The following is an 18862-nucleotide window of genomic DNA, read 5'->3' as shown; positions in this document are numbered from 1 at the left end:
GACTTTCCATGACGGTCTACTTCATTGGCGCCGGCCCCGGCGACCCGGAACTGATCACGGTCAAGGGCCAGCGCCTGATCCGCCAGTGCCCAGTGATCATCTATGCCGGCTCGCTGGTCCCTGCGGCTGTGCTCGAAGGCCACCAGGCCGTGACCGTGATCAACAGCGCCGAACTGCACCTGGAACAGATCATCAGTGCGATGCGCACGGCACACGCGCAAGGCCAGGACGTCGCCCGTGTGCACAGCGGTGACCCGAGCCTGTATGGCGCAATCGGCGAGCAGATCCGCCACCTGCGTGAGCTGGGCATTGACTACCAGATCATCCCAGGCGTCACTGCCACGGCCGCCAGTGCGGCCCTGCTGGGCTGCGAGCTGACCTTGCCGCAGGTGTCGCAAACGGTGATTCTCACGCGCTTTGGCGACACTTCGCCGATGCCGCCCGGCGAGCAACTGGCCGACCTGGCACGCCATGGCAGCACCTTGGCCATCCACCTGGGCGTAAAAAACTTGCCGCGTATTGTCAGCGAACTGTTGCCGCACTACGGCCCGCAATGCCCGGTTGCCGTGGTCCATCGCGCCACCTGGCCGGACCAGGACTGGGTGCGGGGCACCCTTGACGATATCGTCGAGCGCGTGGCGCTGAAGGATTTTCGCCGCACTGCGCTGATTCTTGTCGGCCATGTGCTGGGGGAAACGCCCTTCGCCGAGTCGGCCCTGTACCGTGCCGGGCACGCGCACCTCTATCGCCCAGGCGACTGAGCATTGCCAGCGTTGGCGCTGGCGTAGCAGACTCAGGGCTCCCCCTGCCACCTGGAGCTACGCCAATGCTGGAATTACGACCCAATTGCGAGTGCTGCGACGCTGACCTGCCGGGTGATAGCCCAGACGCATTGATCTGCTCTTTCGAATGCACCTTCTGCCGTGCCTGCGCCGACACCCGCCTACACGGCCGCTGCCCCAACTGCTCCGGCCAGTTGCTGGCACGCCCGCCACGGGTCGGCCAAGCACTGGCCAACAACCCCGCCTCGACCCAGCGCGTGCGCAAACCTCACACCGCTTGCGCCTAACGGCCGTTTACAAATAGGCATCGCCACGCCACGCGGGCGATGCCTATCCCTGTTTTTTGTAGGAATTTTCAACAACACATACAGGGTTATTCAACAACTCTATACTCGGCATTACCAAACGTAGGGAATGGCCGTATCTTGCAGCGCTTCCGATAAACCCGCTTGCAGACGTATTCCTGAGTGTTCCAGGAAGCGGACCACACCCCTACAGGAGTTTTCTTCATGACTACCGTCCTGATCGTCGACGACCACCCAATTGTCCGGCTCTCCCTGCGCCTGCTGCTCGAGCGGGAGCGCTTTCGCGTTGTGGGTGAAGTTGCCAATGGCAGCGAAGTGGCTCAGGTAGCACGCGAACTGCGGCCGGACGTGGTGCTGCTGGACATTGGCTTGCCCGGTCTGGACGGAATGGAGGTCATCAAGCGCCTTCAGTGCCTGGAGCCAGTGCCCAAGATCATGGTGCTGACCGGGCAGGCCACCGACCTGTACGTGAGGCGCTGCCTGGATGCCGGCATTGGCGCCTTCGTCACCAAGGACGAAGACCACGAGGCCCTGCTGTTTGCGCTCAAGGCCCTGGTAAAAGGTTACTCGACCTTCCCGCAGATGTCGGTCAACAGCAATTCACTGGAGAGTGAATCGATACGGCTGGACAGCTTGTCCAATCGCGAAATGGAAGTGTTGCGGCGCCTTGCACGCGGTGAAAACAACAAGAATATAGGCACCTGCATGAACCTCAGTGCCAAAACCATCAGCACCTACCGGGGCCGCATCATGGACAAGCTCAAGACAGAGTCGTTGGTAGAAATGGTCGATCTGGCCAAACGCAACAGCGTCAACTGAGCCCAGCCGCCATGACGCGCCTGCTGGCGAGCATCCTGTTGGCCATCGGCATGGCCAGTTCTCCCGGGTTGTTCGCCGACAGCGAACCACGGCATTTGCTGGCGCGCTCGATCAGCGCCGCGCCGCCCCTGCAACTGAGCGACCAGGACCGCCAATGGCTGCAGCAACGCGGCCAGCTGGTACTCGGCAGCTCCAAGCCTGACTACCCGCCGTTCGAGATCAACATCAGCGAGCGTGATTACGAAGGCCTGAGCGCCGACTATGCAGGCATCATCGCCGAACAGCTGGGTATCCCGGTAGCGGTGCGACGCTTCGACAACCGCCACGCAGCCATCGCCGCGCTGCGCGAGGGCCGCATCGACCTGCTGGGCAGCTCCAACGCCTTCGAGGCGGCAGACGCCCAATTGGGCCTCAGTTCGCCCTACGCCGACGACCTGCCGGTGATCGTCACCCGCGAAGGCCGCACCCTGAAAAACGCCCTCGACCTCGACGGCCTGCGCCTGGCCATGGTCGACCACTACCTGCCCGCCAGCGCCGTGCGCTCGCTGTACCCCAAGGCGCAATTGAGCCTGTACCGCTCGACCCTAGCCGGCCTTGCCGCGGTCGATCTGGGTGAGGCCGACGCCTATCTGGGCGATGCCATCAGCACCGACTTCTTTATTGGCAAGAGTTACCAGGGCACCTTGAAGATCGACCATTTCTGCCAGGTAGCCCCGGGTGCCTTTGCGTTTGCCATGGCTGAAGACAACCCCCGTTTGCGCCGTTTAGTCGACAAGGCGTTGGCCAGAATCACCGAGAGCGAGCGCCTGACCATCCTGCGCCGCTGGACCAGCGGCAACACCAGCCTACTGCTGGAGCGCCACCTGACGGCCTTGACCGCCGAAGAAGAAGCCTGGATCGCCCACAACCCGATCGTCAAGGTGCTGATCAACACCTCACTGGCACCGCTGACGTTCAATGATGCACAGCACCGTACCAGCGGCATCACCCTTGAGCTGCTCAAGCAGATTTCCCTGCGCACGGGCCTGCACTTCAAACCCATCGAGAGCCAATCGGCGCAAGCAATGATCGAGCGCCTGACGCGCGGCGACGCGCAGATGATCGGTGCGCTGGGCTACGGCACTGAGCGTGCCAAACAGCTGCGCTTCACCCGCCCTTACCTGGTCAGCCCCAGGGTATTGGTGACCCGCAACGACACCACCTCATCGGCGCAGGCCAAAGCCCTCGATGGCCAGCGCGTCGCCCTGGTACGTGGCTCGCCGCAGCGCGCAGAACTGCAGCGCCGCTTCCCACGCGCCAAGGTGGTCGAAGTGGACAACCCTCTCGGGCTAATGGAAGCGGTGGCCAGTGGCGCCGCCGACGTTGCCCTGAGCAACTACATCAACGCCAGCTACTACATCAACCATGTGTTCAAGGACCAATTACGCATCGCCAGCGTGCTGGACGACAGCCCGGCCATCGCGGCATTTGCCGTGGCCCCGGACCAACCGCAGCTGCAGGCCATACTCGACAAGGCGCTGCTGAGCATCCCACCCGAAGAGCTGGACCAACTGATCAACCGCTGGCGTACCAGCACGCTGGTCAGTGACAGCCCATGGCGCGACTACCGTACACTGGCGCTGCAAGTGCTGGTGCTGTCCGCCCTGCTGCTGGCCGGGGTGGTGTTCTGGAACACCTACCTGCGCAAACTGATCCACCAGCGCACCGACGCCCAGCACGCCCTGCAAGCCCAGCTAGCCTTGAGCCGCGGCCTGCTCGAACAGCTGCGCCAGGCCAAGGACGATGCCGAACAGGCCAGCCAGACCAAGAGCACCTTCCTGGCCACCATGAGCCATGAGATCCGCACGCCAATGAATGCGGTGATCGGCCTGCTCGAACTGGCCCTCGAGGACAGCCGCGCGGGCCGCTGTGATACTCAGACCCTGCAGACAGCCCACGACTCAGCCATTGGCCTGCTGGAGTTGATCGGCGACATCCTCGACATCTCACGCATCGAGTCCGGGCACATGACCCTGCAACCGGTGCCGACCAACCTGGTCGAACTGGTGCGCAACACGCTGCGGGTATTCGAAGGCAATGCGCGGATCAAAGGCCTGCACCTGCACAGCGCGCTGCCCTCCTCACCTGGCTGGGTCATGGCAGACCCTTTGCGGCTCAAGCAGGTACTGTCCAACCTGATCAGCAACGCCATCAAGTTCACCGAGCGTGGCGAAGTGCATGCCAGCCTTACCCTGTCGGCCGCCAACGACAACGGCGACCTGCAGGTCGAACTCTGCGTACGCGACACCGGCATTGGGATCAGCCCAGAAGATCAGGCCCGGCTGTTCAATGCCTTCGCCCAGGCCGATGGCCCGCGGGCACGCCAGGGCGCCGGCCTGGGTTTGGTGATCAGCCGCACCTTGGCCGAATTGATGGGCGGCACCTTGAGCCTGCACAGCGTCGAAGGCGTGGGCACCAAGGTGCAAGTCTGCCTGCAATTGCCCGCCAGCCAAGCACCCGCACCTGCCGAACAGCGCGCTCCGGTGCTGGAAGCCAGCAGCGGGCCGCTAAATATTCTGGTGGTCGACGACTACCCCGCCAACCTGCTGTTACTGGAACGGCAACTGCACACATTGGGGCATCGCGTAACCCTGGCCGAAAACGGCGAAGCCGCACTGGCACGGTGGCAGGCAGCGCGCTTCGACCTGGTGATTACCGACTGCAGCATGCCGATCATGGACGGCCACGCGCTGACCCGCCGCATACGCCAGTTGGAAGACGAAGGCGAGTTGACGGCCTGCAGGATCCTCGGCGTCACCGCCAACGCGCAAGCCGAGGAACGTGCCCGCTGCCTGGCCAGTGGCATGGACGAATGCCTGTTCAAACCGATTGGCCTGCAAACCCTGAAAAACCACCTACCCCAGGCCAGCACGCACACACCGCCTGTGCAGGCCCAAGGCAGCGGTTTCAACCTGAGCGAGCTGCGCCACTTGACTCAGGACGATGAACAGCTCACCCGGCACCTGCTCGAACAGCTGTCACAAAGCGCCAATGAAGACCTGGCCGCACTGCGTGCACTCGGGCCAGAGGCGAGTAGCGACGCCGTGCGCGCCTTGGCCCACCGCATCAAGGGTGGGGCAAAAATGCTCAAGATGCGCACGCTGGTCAAACACTGCGAAGCCATTGAACAGGCGCAGGCCCAGGGGCTGCCAACGGCTGAGCTACGGCAACAGTTGCAAGCCAGCATGCAGGCGCTTTTGCACGAACTCAGCGCCGCCCTCAGTGCAATTGCAACGTCGAGTTGATCTGGCTGATCGCATCGACCACGTGGCGAGACCCTTGCTGGATTTCCATGATCACCGTGCCGGCCTCGTTGGCCAGTGCCACGCCATGGCCGGTACGCGTCAGGCTCGACTGCATGCTCGCCACGGCCAACAGCGACAGGTCATGGTTTTGCCGCACCACGTCGACGATCTCCAGGGTCGCCTTGCTGGTACGCGCCGCCAGGTTGCGCACTTCATCGGCGACCACGGCAAAACCGCGCCCATGTTCGCCGGCGCGCGCGGCCTCGATGGCCGCGTTCAACGCCAGCAGGTTGGTTTGGTCGGCGATGCCGCGAATGGTCAAGACGATCTGCCCGATCACGTCCGACTGCTTGCTGACTGCATCGATGCTGCGTGCGGCGTCATTGAGCTCCTGGGAAATCTGTTCGATCACCTGCACCGCCTGCTGCACCACCTCGGTGCCCTTGCGGGCGCAGGCATCGGTTTGCATGGAGCTGGCGTGGGCGGCATCGGCGGCGCTTTGCTGGGTGCAGACTTGGCTGGTGATGTCGCTGGCGAACTTCACCACCTTGTACAGCCGGCCCTTGCTGTCGAAGATCGGGTTGTAGGAGGCTTCGAGAAAGACCGTCTGGCCTTGCTTGTTGATACGCTCAAAGCGGTGCGAATGGTATTCCCCCCGATTAAGCGATGCCCAGAACTCACGGTACGCCGACGACTCCCGCTCGTGAGGCAGGCAGAACAACCCATGGTGGCGCCCGACCACCTCTTCCAGGCGGTAGCCCATGGTGCTGAGAAAGTTCTGGTTGGCCTTGATCACCCGCCCAGCAGGGGTGAACTCGATCACCGCCATGGAGCGGCCGATGGCCTTGAGCAGGCTTTCGCTTTCGTGTTCTTGCATAACGCGCTGGCTGATGTCCGACGCCACCTTGATCACGCTGGTGACCTGGCGCTGCTCATCCAGCACCGGCATGTAGCTGGCTTCGAGCCAAACCTCACGCCCGGCCTTGTCGACACGCTCGAAGGTACCGCTAATGGCCTTGCCCTGCCCCAGTTCGCGCCAAAGCTGCTGGTACTCGGCCGTCTTGACGTAGGCCGGGTCGCAAAACAGCCGATGGTGCTTGCCGCGTAACTCTTCGACGCTGTAACCCATGGCCTGGCAGAAACGCTCGTTGGCGTCGAGAATGGTGCCGTCGGGCGCGAACTCGATCATCGCCATCGAACGGCTGATTGCCGCCAGTTTCGCTTGCGCGCTGGCCAGTGCCTGGTGACTACGCTGAATCTCGACCAAGTCGGACTTGCGATGGAAATCGAACATGACGCCGGGCTCCTTTATGCGCGGGGTGTCCTGAGCATAGATGGGCAACTGCGACGTGCAAGCACATTGATATCACTTTGTAATTAATACCCCCAGGCACTACCCAGGCACCGCGTGTCACGAGCTTTCGCGCACCATCAACTCGAAACCAAGGTCTTGCTGCTCGGTGGCCACCCGCTTGCCGTCGAGCAACGCCAGCAGGGCCTGTGCGGCGCCGCGACCAACGGCAGCACGGGGCGTGCGAATCGAGGTCAGCCGCGGGACCATGTGCGCTGAAGCGGGCAAGTCGTTGAAGCCTACCATTGCCACCTCGCGGGGTACTTCCACGCCCTGGCGCAGTGCCTGCAGGACCGCGCCCTGGGCCAGGTCGTCGTTGCAGAAGAAGATACCGTCAACATCCGGCGCCTGTTGCATCAGCTGGCTGAACAACGCACTGCCCAGCGCGATCGAGGAAGGCTCCGGTGCAAGGATCTCCAGCTCCGTCGACTGCAGCCCTGCGTCGGCGAGGGCCTGGCGGAAGCCTTCGGCACGCTGCATCACCCGTGGGTCGAGCTGAGCAGCAATGAACGCCAGCCGGCGTCGCCCACGCTCGATCAAGTGCCTGGCTGCAGCACGCCCGGCCTGTTGCTGCGAGAAGCCCACCGACAACGCGCCCGCCTCGCCGCCCAGCTCCATCATGTGCACGCAAGGCACGCCACTGGCCGCCAGCATCTGCCTTGCGGCATCACTGCGCTCGAAACCGGTCAACAGCATGCCGCACGGCTGGTAGGCCAAGTAGTTGCGGATCAGGTTTTCTTCTTCGGCAATGTCGTAGTGATAGTTACCGATCAACACCTCGAGCCCACGCGGGCGCATCACCTCGTGAATAGCTTCGAGGGTGTCGATGAACAATTGGTTGGACAACGACGGGATCAGCACCACCACCGACTGGCTGCGCGCTGAAGCCAATGCGCGGGCTGCCGGGTTGGCGACATAGCCCAAGCTCGCCGCAGCAGCGGCAACCTTTTCCACCAGCGCCGGGGCAACCGTGCTGACGCCGCGCAAGGCGCGGGATGCGGTGATCGGGGAAACCCCGGAAAGCCTGGCGACTTCTGCCAGGGTGGGACGACCGGTGGTGCGAGAGCCTGTGCGGGACATGGATGTTGTAATTTTACTACTTGCCAAGGGAGGGGAACGGCCACTAAGGTAGCGCTGTCTCAGGACGCAGGCAATGTAATCTTTGGTAGCGGTTCCACATGCACTGTGCCAAGCGTCCATACTGCGTAAGGACAAGACCAATAACACCGGGGAGGTGGCTGTTCGTCAACGACGAGACAGCGCTATCTCACCCCGCAGGAGGTACTGATGAATTCTCCCCTGTCCGCCATTGTGGTGATGGGCGTGGCTGGCTGCGGCAAAAGCTGCGTCGGCGCTGCCATTGCTGCCAGAAGCGGCGGCCGCCTGATCGAAGGCGACGCTTTCCACCCTGCCGAAAACATCCGCAAGATGAGCGCTGGCATCCCCCTGGACGATAACGACCGAGCCGGCTGGCTGGTGCGCCTTGGCCAAGAGCTGCAAGCCACGGTGCAGTCGGGCGAACGCCCCATCCTGACCTGTTCGGCACTCAAGCGCCGTTACCGCGAAACGTTGCGCGCGTCCATGCCGGGTCTCGCGTTCGTGTTCCTTGAGCTGACCCCTGCCGAAGCCGAAAAACGGGTCTTGGCGCGCCCTGGCCACTTCATGCCGGCGAGCCTCATCGACAGCCAGTTCGCGGCCCTCGAATCGCCGCGTGGCGAACCACGGACCTTGCCGCTGGACGCCACCCAGGCCATTGACGCCTTGGCCGAGACGGTAGACACCTGGCTAAAGCCTTGCGGTGAGCGGGACCTGGCGCAAACCGCGTGAACCTGGCGGTTTATCCGGCTCACCCAAGACAGCGCTGTCTCGACCAATGAAAGCGCCTGAAAGTTCCATAAAGTTACGCCCAAAACAACGATAAGACCGAGGCATTAAAACCATGTTCGGACTGGCTACTGATACCTTCCTATTGCTCGACGCACTGGTCACCATCGTCGGGCTGATCCTGCTGATCACCCATTTCAAAGTGCACCCCTTCGTCGCCCTCACCCTCGCAGCCGGCTTCCTCGGCCTCACCTCCGGCATGCCGGTGGCCAAGGTGATGAAATCGTTCCAGGACGGTTTCGGCGGCGTGCTGGGCTTCGTCGGTATCGTCCTGGCGCTGGGCACCATGCTCGGCAAGCTGATGGCCGACTCCGGCGGCGCCGACCAGATCGCCCAGACCCTGATCCGCGCCTTCGGCAAGAAGAACGTGCACTGGGCCATGATGTTCGCCGCCTTCCTGGTCGGTATTCCGCTGTTCTTCGAGATCGGCTTCGTGTTGCTGATCCCGTTGGTGTTCATCGTCGCCCGGCGCTCCGGCGTTTCGCTGGTAAAAATCGGCATACCGCTGCTAGCCGGCCTGTCCGTGGTTCACGGCCTGGTGCCGCCGCATCCGGGGCCATTGCTGGCGATTGGCATCTTCCATGCTGACATCGGCAAGACCATCTTCTACGGCCTGATCGTTGCGCTGCCCACTGCAATCATCGCCGGTCCGCTGTTCGGTAACTTCATTTCACGCTATATCCCCGGCAACCCATCCCAGGAGCTGATGGACCAGATCGCCAAGGAGTCCGACCAGGGCAACCTGCCGAGCTTCACCATCACATTGGTCACGGTGCTGCTGCCAGTGGCGTTGATGCTGCTCAAGACCTTCGCCGACGTGGTCCTGCCGGCCGAGCACATCGTGCGCCAATGGATGGACCTGATCGGCCACCCCATCACCGCCCTGCTCGCTGCGCTGCTGCTGGCCTTCTACACCTTCGGCGCGGCGCGTGGCTTCAACCGCCAGCAGATCATGAAGATGCTCGACCAGAGCCTGGCGCCCACCGCTGCCATCGTGCTGATCGTCGGTGCCGGTGGCGGCTTCAAGCAGATGCTGGTGGATACCGGTGTCGGCAACGTGATTGGGCAGATGGCGGTACAGGCCGAAATCTCGCCGATCATGCTGGCCTGGCTGGTGGCGGCGGTGATCCGCATTGCCACGGGCTCGGCGACGGTCGCGACCATCACGGGCGCGGGCATCGTGGCACCGGTGATTGACCTGGTGCCTGGGGTCAACCGTGAGTTGCTGGTGCTGGCCACTGGCGCCGGCTCGCTGATCCTGTCACACGTCAACGATGCCGGGTTCTGGCTGGTGAAGCAGTACTTCAACATGACCGTGGCCGAGACCTTCAAGACCTGGAGCATGATGGAGACCATCCTTTCGGTGGTCGGCATCATCTTCATCATGTTGCTGTCGATGGTGGTGTGACCGTTGATCGGGGTGGGGGCACCTGGCGCGGGCTTGATGGCCCAATCGAAATAGAAGCCTTGCCCCCATCTCGATGCAAAGGAGCCTGCCTCATGATCCGCCCCTTCCTGCTTGCAGCCGTCCTGGTTTCACCGCTGGCCCTGGCGGTCGGCACTGGGCCCACCTACCCCGACGACCCGCACAACCCAGCGCCGACACCGGGTGTAGACAGCACCCTCAACCCCATTGAAAAGCCGATGCCACGCGACACCGACCCGCGGATCGAGGGCAATGACCCCGAAAGCCCGCCGGCGATTCAGAAGGATGGGCGAGACTTGCCAGGGATGGACGGCAGTGGCTCGGAAGGCACCGGGCGCCAAGGCACGAGCACCGGCAACCCTTGAGCCCCTGTAGGAGCAGCCTTGCGCTACGAAGAGGCCGGCAACTACACAGTGAATCTTCGCTGCTAGTACCTGCCTCTTCGCAGCACAAGGCTGCTCCTACACACAGAGCGCGCTTGGCCTAAAAAAGGGGCAATGCTCACCACTGCCGCTTGTCAGGCCTGGTCAACCCCAGCTTTTCAATCCGGTAGCGCAGCATATCCCGCGACAGCCCCAGCATCCGCGCCGACTTGGTCACATTCCAGTCGGTCCGGTCCAGGGTCTTGCACACCAGATCCCGCTCCATGTCCGGCAGGCTGGTACCCGGTTCTGGCTCATGCCGTGGGATCTCGAATACGGCGGGTGCCTGCTGCTGAATCAATGGCTCGTCGATCAGCGTCATGCACAGGTTCAACTGATGCGACTGCACCACCTCATTGGGTGCCAGCAACACCGTCTGCTCCAGCATGTTGCGCAGTTCGCGCACGTTGCCAGGCCAGCTGTAGCCCAGCATCAGGGCCTCCGCCTCGGCAGAAAAACGCAAGTTCGGCTTGCCATAGCGCCGCCCGTGGTGCGCTAAAAAATGCCGCGCCAACAGCAGAATGTCCTGCCCCCGCGCATACAGCCGCGGCACCTTCAAGGCGATGATGCGTAGTCGGAAGAACAGGTCGCGGCGGAACTTGCCTTGCTGCACCATCTGTTCGAGGTTGCAGTTGGTAGCGCTGATCACCCGCAAGTCCACCTTGCGCTCCTTGACCGCGCCAATGCGGCGGATGCTGCGATCCTCCAGCAGTTTGAGCAGCTTGGCCTGCAGCACAAGGTCCATCTCGCCGATTTCATCGAGGAACAGCGTGCCGCCATCTGCGGCCTCGACCAGGCCTACGCGACGCTCCTTGGCATCGGTGAATGCGCCTTTTTCATGGCCAAACAACTCCGCCTCCAGCAAGTTGGCCGGGATCGACGCGCAGTTGAATTCGATGAATGGGCCCTTGCTGCGCGAGCCATCGAAATGCAGGGCCCGGGCCACCAGTTCCTTGCCAGTACCGGTCTCGCCCTCGACCAACACCGGCGGCAGGTCGTCGCTGGCCATGCGCCGCTCGGCGTCCAGCACCTGGCGCAGGGTGTGCTTGAGGCTGTGCATCACCGGCGATTCGCCGATCAGCGCCTGTAAGCCAGACTTCTGCGCCTCGCGCTCCTGATAGAACGACAAGGTGCGCTCCATCCGTTCAGCCGCCAGGGCCTTGTCCAGGGTCAGTTTGAGCTCGGCCAGCACCACCGGCTTGGTCAGGTAATGAAAGGCCCCCTCCTTCATCGCCTGTACCGCGTCTTCGACATTGCCGTAGCCGGTCATCATGATGACCTTGAGCGCCGGCGCCTGCGCCACCAGCACGCGCAACAGGTCATGCCCACTCATGCCTGGCAACGAGTTGTCGGTCAGCACCGCATCGGGCTGGGCCTGCTTGATCTGCTCCAGCGCAAGCTCAGCGCTGTGGCAGACCGTCACCTCGTAACCCTTGAGGCTCAGGTAGGTGCGTATGTTGTCAGCAAGGATTTCATCATCCTCGACTACCAGGATGCTGTGTTCCATGGTCCCCTCCCGCTGCGATATTGAAAGTAAGGCTTACGCGGGTTCCTTCCTCTTCGCGGCTGCTCAAGCTGACCGAGCCGCCAAAACGCTCCATGATGCGTTGCACCAGGGCCAGGCCTACACCGAGGCCGCCCTGCTTGGTGGTGAAGAACGGCTTGAACACCATCCGTTCCTGCTGTTGGCTCATGCCCTTGCCGGTATCGCTGAGCAGCAGCACGGCCCGTTGGCCGTCCTGCACGCTCACTTCTGCGCGCAGCACACCGCCCGCGGGCATGGCTTCAAGGGCATTGGAAAACAGGCTGTTGAGGATCTGCGTAAGCTGCAGCGGCTGGCTGGCCACACACTGTACGTCGGGGCCCTCATAGCAGAACTGCACGCCGTTGCGCGCCATCTGCTGAGCGAAGGCCAGGTGGGTGTCCTCAAGGGATGCGACGAGGTCCACGGCCTCGGGTTCGTCACTGGTCGGGCGCAACGACACCAGCAAGTCGCGCACCCAACGTGACATGCGGTCGACCTGGCTGATGATGTCGGTGATGTTCTTTTGCGCGGTGGGGTTGGCGATCTCCTGGGCCAGTTCGGCGCTGGAGCGGATGTTGGCCAACGGGTTGCGCAGGCTGTGGGCTACCGCAGAGGACATTTCGCCCAGTGCCACGTAGGTTTCGCTGGCCACCAAGCGGTCCTGCTGCTGGTTGAGCATCAGCGCCGCCCGGCGCACGATCCAGAACAGGCCAAAGTAAATCAGCGCGCCCCCCACCAGGGTCGAGGCCCAGATCAGTACATAACCGCGCTGGATACGCCGGATCAGGTCCTGCGGCTCCTTGTAGATTTCCACCATCGACAGCACCTGCTCGCCTTGGCTGTCGAACAGCGGGATGTAGTTCTCGATGAACAGGTACTTGGGTTCGCGCAGAAACTTCTGTTCTTCACGGTCGTCCTCGGCCTGGTGGTAGCTGGCAGACACCGCTTTGCGCGAACGGAACGCGCGCTCCAGGTCGCCATCCTCCTCGATCCGCTCGCCAATCAACTGAGGGTTGGTGGACCAGACAATGGTCCGGTCCCGGGCGTAGACGTTGGCCAGCAGGGTATCGGGCAGGTGTTCGACGTGGTCGAGGAATTCGACACGGGTCGATTCGGCCAACGCCGGGGTGAACTGCAGGTGCTGCAGGTCCAGGCGCGGATCGAGCAGTTCACCCATGGTGGTGCCCGGCGGCAATTGCGAATGGCGGACCTCGGCCTGGGCCATGGCCTGGATGAATTGGGCGGTGAGATTGGCGTCTCGCTCCACACTGTCGCGCACCACGAAGCGCGTTGATACATAGCCCAAGCCACCGGCCACCGAGGCGATGATCAACAGGCTGATGATCGAAAACCAACGCAACAGGTTGAACTCGCGCAACGGCGCCGCAAACCCACTGGTGGCCGCAGACGCTTTGTCGGGCACTTCGTTTTCCAGCATCTGCATTGAGGGGTTCCCGCGCTGGGCGTCCGTTCTGAAGCGCACCCTTGCCACGATTAGTAGCAATTTAATGGCACTCCACCCAGGTCGCCAAGGCGACCCGTTGTTGCCATGCTCACGTTGCAAAAAATCAGCCAGTCGACAAAAGAAAATACATATTCATATTTTTCAGTTACTTGAGAGAAGTTATTTATCTTTTGTCAAGCTTCAGTCCCCACTTTTGGGTAACAATTACCCAAAAAATATCTAGTTCTTATAAATCATGAATTTATGAGTAAAACCTAAAGCCCACTAAGAAGATTTGGCCAACCTGAAATTCAGCGAAACGCGGGTGCCGTGCCCTAGGCTGCTACTCAACCTCACCGCACCACCAAAGCGCTCCATGATGCGTTTGACCAAAACCAGGCCAACGCCCAGTCCGCCCTGCTTGGTGGTGAAGAACGGCCTGAAGGCCATGCGCTGCTGTTGCTCGGTCATGCCCTTGCCACTATCGGACAGGCGCAGCGTCAGGCCGCGTCGGTCGTGGCGCACCACCTCGACACGCAACTTCCCGCCCTGCTCCATCGACTCCAATGCGTTGGCAATCAAACTGCTGAAAATCTGCCGCAGTAACGCCGGGTGCCCCAACACCTGAACCGCCGGTAACGGTTGCAGGTCGAGGGTGACGCCACTGCGCGCCAGCGGCACGGCAAAGGTCTGCAGGCTTTCCTGCAGCGCCTGCGGCAGGTCCACCGCCACCGCTTCGTCATTGAGCGGGCGCAGTGACTGCAACAGCTGGCGGATCCACTGCGACATGCGGTCGACTTGGCTGATGATGTCGTTGATGTTCCTTTGTGCCGGGCCCTCGTCGAACGCCTGCGCAAGCTCGGCACTGGAGCGGATGCTCGCCAGCGGGTTGCGCAAGCTGTGCGCCACTGCTGAAGACACCTCGCCCAAGGCCACGTAGGTTTCATTGTTGATCAGCCGTTTCTGTTGCACCGCCAGCAGCTTGGCCGCGCGGCGCATGATGCCGTACAGGCCGATGTAGACCAGCCCGGCGCCGACGGTGATCGCCAGCCAGATGAGGATCAGGCCATGTTCGATGCGCACGATCAGGTCATGCGGTTCCTTGTAGATCTCCACCATGGCCGTGACGTGCTCGCCATCGGCGTCGAACAGCGGAATGTAGTTTTCGATGAACAGCTGCTCAGGCGGGGTCACGAACTTTTGCTCTTCGCGTGCCCGCTCGAAGTCGTGGTAGCTGGCCGAGACCCGCATCTTGTACTCGAAGGCGCGGTCCAGGTCGTCGTCGCCTTCGATCAACTTGCCGATCAGCGCCGGGTTGGTCGACCAGATCACCGTGCGGTCCGGCGCATAGATATTGGCCAGCAGCATGTCCGGCAGGTGGGCTATATGGTCAAGAAACTCGCCCCTAGCCTTGCGCCGGGCATCGGGGTCGACATCCGGCAGCGCCGAGCGATCGGTGCGCGGGTCCAGCAATTCGCCCATGGTGCGCACATTGGGGATCGACACATGGCGCACTTCAGCATCAGCGATAGAGGTGATGAACTGAGCGGACAACAGCGCATCGCGCTCTACGCTTTCATCGATGATGAAACGGCTGGAAATCAGCCCCAACCCGACCGCCACCGAGAGAATGATGGCCAGGCTGACCCAGGCATACCAGCGCAGCAGGTTGAACGGCTTGCGTGGGGCTGTCGCCTCGGTACCGGCAGGCACTCCAAGGGCGTCGGAACGGGGGGCGATGTCCATGGCGGACTCCACAGCTGGGCACCTTTGAAGGTTATAGCCCAGAGTTGGGGGAACCATGGTTCTAAATTGATGTCATCCGCCGAAGGGTGGCCGCCGCGCTGCTCGGCCACGTCGCTCCCCTACAGCGGCGAGTCGTCCGCCAGCCCTTGCAGCTTGCGGTAATCGCGCAGCACGTTTGGCACGTAGCGGCGGGTTTCGGCGTACGGTGGCACTGCGCCCCGGCGCAGCACCGCGTCGGGGCCGGCGTTATAGGCGGCCACTGCCAGGGTGATGTCATTGTCGAACAGGGTCAGCATGCGTTTCAGGTAGCGGGCCCCACCCTGCACATTGTCCTCAGGGTCCAGGGCGTTCTCCACGCCCATCTCCCGCGCGGTATCGGGCATCAGTTGCATCAGCCCCACCGCGCCCGCCGGCGAGCGAGCCTTGGGGTTGTAGCCCGACTCAGCCTTGATCAGCGCATGCAGCAGTGCTTGTGGCACGTTGTGGGCCAACGCTGCAGCGGCCACCAGCTCGGCATAGGGCCGCCCGGTGATCATTTGCGCACCGGCAGCGCCCGCCTGGGCCAGCGGTTCGCTGATCACCCGCTGGTACTGGCGCCCGGGCCGATGGACGTTGGTCAGTACGTAGCCGCCCTTGGCATCGATGGAGATGTACACATCGGCCTGGGCGGCACCCGCCGCCAGCCAGATCAAACCCAGGATAAGTCCACGCATGTCGGTCGCCTCTTCGTCGTGGCCCCCGATGTGGGGGAAATGCCCCGGAAAACCCGAGGTTGCAGACCACGACGCAAGCACTGTGCCGCTTCCTGCACCGCGTGGTGCAAGGCCCCGAGGCAGACGTGCACGGCTGTTGCATGGTGCCTGCCACAGCATGTTCCTACGCAGCGGAGGGCATCACCATGCAGCGCAGATCCAACTCCCAACGTGGCTTCACCCTGCTCGAACTCCTCGTGGTGCTGGTTGTGCTCGGCCTGCTGGCCGGCATCGTCGCGCCCAAGTACTTCAGCCAGCTTGGCCGCTCGGAGGTCAAGGTGGCGCGGGCGCAGATCGAGGGTTTGAGCAAGGCCCTGGACCTCTACCGCCTGGAAGTCGGGCATTACCCCAACAGTGAACAAGGCTTGCAGGCCCTGGTCATCGCCCCTAGCGGCGAGGCCCGCTGGACCGGCCCGTACCTGCAGAAGGCCGTGCCGCAGGACCCGTGGGGCCGCGCCTACATCTACCGGCAACCCGGTGAGAACGGCGGCGAGTACGACCTGCTGTCGATGGGCAAGGACGGCCAGCCCGGTGGCGACGGTGAGAACGCCGAAATCACCAGTTGGCAATAAGGAGCTCGGCCATGCGCTACAGCCTCAAGGCCCTGGGCAGACAGGGCGTGGTGCAATTGCAGATCGACGCCGAAGATGCCGACCAGGCGCGCCGCCAGGTCGAAGACCAAGGCTTGCGGGTGGTCAGCGTGAAGGGCCAGGGCAGTGCCTTGCGCGGCATGGCCTGGCGCCGCGAGGCAAGCTTTGACCTGGTGTTGTTCAGCCAGGAGCTGTCGACCCTGCTTAACGCTGGCCTGCCGTTGATCGATGCCCTGGAAAGCCTGGCGGAAAAAGCCCCCGCTGCGGCCTCGCGCAAGGTGCTCGGCGAACTGGTACGCCAGCTGTACGAGGGGCACTCGCTGTCTCAAGCGCTGGGCCGCCAGCCCAGGATATTCCCGGCCCTGTACGTGGCGCTGGTGCAGTCCAGCGAGCGCACCGGCGCCCTGGGCGACGCCCTCGGCCGCTATATCGCCTACCGGCAACGCCTGGACCTGGTGCGGCAGAAACTGGTGGGGGCGTCGGTTTACCCACTGCTGCTGTTGCTGGTCGGCGGTGGCGTGGTGCTGTTTTTGCTCGGCTACGTGGTGCCGCGCTTCAGCCAGGTGTTCGAAGGCATGGGCACCGAGCTGCCGTGGCTGTCACGCCTGCTGATGCAGATCGGGTTGTTCTTGCATGCCCAGCAACTGCCGCTGGCGCTGGGCAGCGTGGCGGGCATCACCTGCCTGGTGCTACTGCGCCGCCACCCGCTGGTGCGGCGTTGGGCAGCGCGCCAGCTCAGGCGCATGCCAGCGCTGCACCAGCGTCTGATGATGTACGAACTGGCGCGCTTCTACCGCTCGCTGGGCATCCTCCTGCAAGGCGGTATTCCCATCCTCACGGCCATGGGCATGGCCCGCGGGCTGCTGGGTAGCGCCGCCGCGCAGGGCCTTGAACAGGCCAGCCAGCGCGTGGCCGAGGGGTTGCCGCTGTCCGACGCGCTGGAAGTTGGGCAACTGGTGACGCCGGTGTCGCTGCGTCTGCTGCGCGCCGGTGAGCAGTCGGGCAACCTTGGCGAGATGCTGGAGCGTTGCGCCGACTTTCACGACCAGGAGATTGGCCGCTGGGTGGAATGGTTCGTGAAGCTGTTCGAGCCGCTGCTGATGACGTTCATTGGCCTGTTGATCGGCTTTATCGTGATCCTGATGTACATGCCGATCTTCGAACTGGCCTCAAGCATTCACTGAAGGCTAAGACCGAGGCTTTCGCGCAATGTCGTGCCTTCGTACGCGGTGCGGTAGACGCCACGTGCCTGCAGCAATGGCACCACTTCTTCGGTGAAACGGCGGAACTGGCCTGGATGGCCAATGTAGATATTGAAGCCATCCAGCGCCCGCGCCTCGAACCACTCGGTCATTTTTGCCGCCACCGTTTCGGCGGAGCCGACGAATGCCCCCGGGCGTAACTGGCGGCCAAACTCCACCGCCTGGCGCAAGCTGAAGCCCTGCGCCCGCGCCTGGTCGGCAATGCGCTTGGCATTGGTGAAGAAGCTGCTACGGGCATGCTCCAGGCTCTCTTGAGGGAACGGCGCATCAAGGTCGTACTGGGTGAAATCGTGCCACCCGAAATTGCGCCCGAACTCCTTGAGTGCCAGTTCGAAGCTGTGGTCCTGCTGGTGGTAATGGCGCTCGATCTCCCGAGCGTGAGCATCGGTGTCGCCCACGTAGATTTCTGCACCCGGCAGTACCAGCAGCTGCTCCGGGTCTCGCCCCAGGCGCGCTGCGCGTTCCTTGACGTCACGATAGAAGGCCTGGCCCTGCTCGATGCTGGCCGCGTGGGTGAAGATCACATCGGCAGTGGCGGCCCCCAGGTCGCGGCCCTGCTGCGAGTCGCCAGCTTGGAAGATTACCGGTTGGCCCTGGGGCGAACGCTGGATGTTCAATGGCCCCACCACCGAGAAGTGTTCGCCCTTATGGTTGAGGGCATGCAGCTTCGAGGGGTCGAGGAACTGGCCCGTGGCGCGATCGCGCGGGAAGGCGCCGTTCTCATAGGAATGCCACAAGCCCTGCACCACCTGCACGTGTTCCTCGGCGCGGGCGTAGCGGGTGTCGTAGTCATAATGCTCGTCACGGCCATAGTTGCCAGCGGTGCCGGCATCGCCGCTGGTCACCACGTTCCAGCCGGCGCGGCCTTTGCTGATCAGGTCCAGTGAGGCCAGGCGGCGGGCGACGTTATAGGGCTCGTTGTAGGAGGTGGTCAGGGTACCGACCAGGCCGATATGCCGGGTGGTGACGGCCAGAGCCGACAGCAGGGTCAGCGGCTCCAGGCGGTTGAGGTAATGCGAAGGTGAGCCTGGGGTGATGTATTGGCTGTCGACGATGAATATCAGGTCGAACAGCGCAGCCTCGGCCTGGCGGGCGATGTCAATGTACCAGTCGATGTTGACGCTGGCATCGGCCGGCAGCTCGGGGTCGAGCCAGAGGTTATGGCGGCCAGGGCCGCCGCAGCCCATGGTCAGAGCGCCGAGTTTGATTTTGCGGGTGGTCATGGGGAGTCCTCTGAAGTGATGGGGGCTGTACAGGCCTCTTCGCGGGC

Annotated in this window: 15 protein-coding genes and 2 pseudogenes; 9 read left to right on the top strand and 8 right to left on the bottom strand. The window is 63.0% G+C overall.

Annotation, left to right across the window (positions count from 1 at the left end):
• Window positions 1-8 precede the first annotated feature (8 nt).
• From cobM to LOY53_RS12160, 4 genes are all read left to right on the top strand, one after another.
• Window positions 9-761: a precorrin-4 C(11)-methyltransferase gene (cobM, locus tag LOY53_RS12175; RefSeq protein ID WP_252823987.1), complete on the top strand. Its 753-nt coding sequence runs from the start codon at window positions 9-11 to the stop codon at window positions 759-761.
• A gap of 65 nt (window positions 762-826) precedes the next feature.
• Window positions 827-1069: a DUF1272 domain-containing protein gene (locus LOY53_RS12170; protein WP_027593394.1), complete on the top strand. Its 243-nt coding sequence runs from the start codon at window positions 827-829 to the stop codon at window positions 1067-1069.
• 222 nt (window positions 1070-1291) lie between these two features.
• Window positions 1292-1906 (top strand): response regulator transcription factor, encoded by a 615-nt coding sequence (locus tag LOY53_RS12165; protein WP_252823985.1) that lies wholly within the window; start codon window positions 1292-1294, stop codon window positions 1904-1906.
• 11 nt (window positions 1907-1917) lie between these two features.
• A complete protein-coding gene (locus LOY53_RS12160; protein ID WP_258704072.1) occupies window positions 1918-5190 on the top strand; it encodes a transporter substrate-binding domain-containing protein in 3273 nt (1090 codons plus the stop codon).
• Here the strand turns inward: LOY53_RS12160 and LOY53_RS26895 are convergent.
• From LOY53_RS26895 to LOY53_RS12150, 3 genes and pseudogenes are all read right to left on the bottom strand, one after another.
• Window positions 5165-5590, bottom strand: a pseudogene (locus LOY53_RS26895) (methyl-accepting chemotaxis protein); the annotation flags it as partial. The gene LOY53_RS12160 and the pseudogene LOY53_RS26895 sit on opposite strands and share 26 nt — an antisense overlap.
• A gap of 111 nt (window positions 5591-5701) precedes the next feature.
• A pseudogene (locus LOY53_RS26890) lies at window positions 5702-6484 on the bottom strand (PAS domain-containing protein); the annotation flags it as partial.
• Between the two features lie 117 nt (window positions 6485-6601).
• Entirely contained in the window at window positions 6602-7621 is a 1020-nt protein-coding gene (locus LOY53_RS12150; RefSeq protein WP_252823982.1) for a LacI family DNA-binding transcriptional regulator, read from the bottom strand.
• A 207-nt stretch (window positions 7622-7828) separates the two neighbouring features.
• Between LOY53_RS12150 and LOY53_RS12145 the strand changes: the two genes are divergently transcribed.
• From LOY53_RS12145 to LOY53_RS12135, 3 genes are all read left to right on the top strand, one after another.
• Window positions 7829-8368, top strand: coding sequence for a gluconokinase (locus LOY53_RS12145; RefSeq protein WP_099454273.1), 540 nt, complete (start codon window positions 7829-7831; stop codon window positions 8366-8368).
• Between the two features lie 112 nt (window positions 8369-8480).
• The gene (locus LOY53_RS12140; RefSeq protein ID WP_027593400.1) at window positions 8481-9833 is read left to right on the top strand and encodes a GntP family permease; all 1353 of its coding nucleotides are present in this window, start codon (window positions 8481-8483) and stop codon (window positions 9831-9833) included.
• A 92-nt stretch (window positions 9834-9925) separates the two neighbouring features.
• Window positions 9926-10216 (top strand): hypothetical protein, encoded by a 291-nt coding sequence (locus tag LOY53_RS12135; protein WP_252823978.1) that lies wholly within the window; start codon window positions 9926-9928, stop codon window positions 10214-10216.
• A gap of 136 nt (window positions 10217-10352) precedes the next feature.
• Here the strand turns inward: LOY53_RS12135 and LOY53_RS12130 are convergent, their stop codons facing one another.
• From LOY53_RS12130 to LOY53_RS12115, 4 genes are all read right to left on the bottom strand, one after another.
• Window positions 10353-11780, bottom strand: a complete 1428-nt coding sequence (locus tag LOY53_RS12130) for a sigma-54 dependent transcriptional regulator (protein ID WP_252823977.1) — start codon at window positions 11778-11780, stop codon at window positions 10353-10355.
• A complete protein-coding gene (locus LOY53_RS12125; protein WP_252823975.1) occupies window positions 11749-13242 on the bottom strand; it encodes a sensor histidine kinase in 1494 nt (497 codons plus the stop codon). Before LOY53_RS12125 ends, LOY53_RS12130 begins: the two co-directional genes overlap by 32 nt.
• A gap of 285 nt (window positions 13243-13527) precedes the next feature.
• Window positions 13528-14988, bottom strand: coding sequence for a HAMP domain-containing sensor histidine kinase (locus LOY53_RS12120; RefSeq protein ID WP_258704071.1), 1461 nt, complete (start codon window positions 14986-14988; stop codon window positions 13528-13530).
• Window positions 14989-15107: 119 nt separating this feature from the next.
• On the bottom strand, window positions 15108-15701 hold the full coding sequence (locus LOY53_RS12115) for a transglycosylase SLT domain-containing protein (RefSeq protein ID WP_027593405.1): 594 nt from the start codon (window positions 15699-15701) through the stop codon (window positions 15108-15110).
• Window positions 15702-15886: 185 nt separating this feature from the next.
• Here LOY53_RS12115 and gspG point away from each other — a divergent pair, with 185 nt between their 5' ends.
• Window positions 15887-16312: a type II secretion system major pseudopilin GspG gene (gspG, locus tag LOY53_RS12110; RefSeq protein ID WP_099455855.1), complete on the top strand. Its 426-nt coding sequence runs from the start codon at window positions 15887-15889 to the stop codon at window positions 16310-16312.
• Between the two features lie 11 nt (window positions 16313-16323).
• Complete coding sequence (locus LOY53_RS12105; RefSeq protein ID WP_252823972.1) at window positions 16324-17514, top strand: type II secretion system F family protein; 1191 nt, start codon at window positions 16324-16326, stop codon at window positions 17512-17514.
• Here LOY53_RS12105 and LOY53_RS12100 read toward each other — a convergent pair.
• Window positions 17508-18815: an LLM class flavin-dependent oxidoreductase gene (locus LOY53_RS12100; protein WP_085272928.1), complete on the bottom strand. Its 1308-nt coding sequence runs from the start codon at window positions 18813-18815 to the stop codon at window positions 17508-17510. The two genes, LOY53_RS12105 and LOY53_RS12100, sit on opposite strands and share 7 nt — an antisense overlap.
• Window positions 18816-18862: the final 47 nt, after the last annotated feature.

Source organism: Pseudomonas sp. B21-031, assembly GCF_024748985.1.
GTDB lineage: Bacteria > Pseudomonadota > Gammaproteobacteria > Pseudomonadales > Pseudomonadaceae > Aquipseudomonas > Aquipseudomonas kermanshahensis.
The sequence above is the reverse complement of the archived record's forward strand: the minus strand, read 5'-3'. Positions and strand labels throughout refer to the sequence as shown.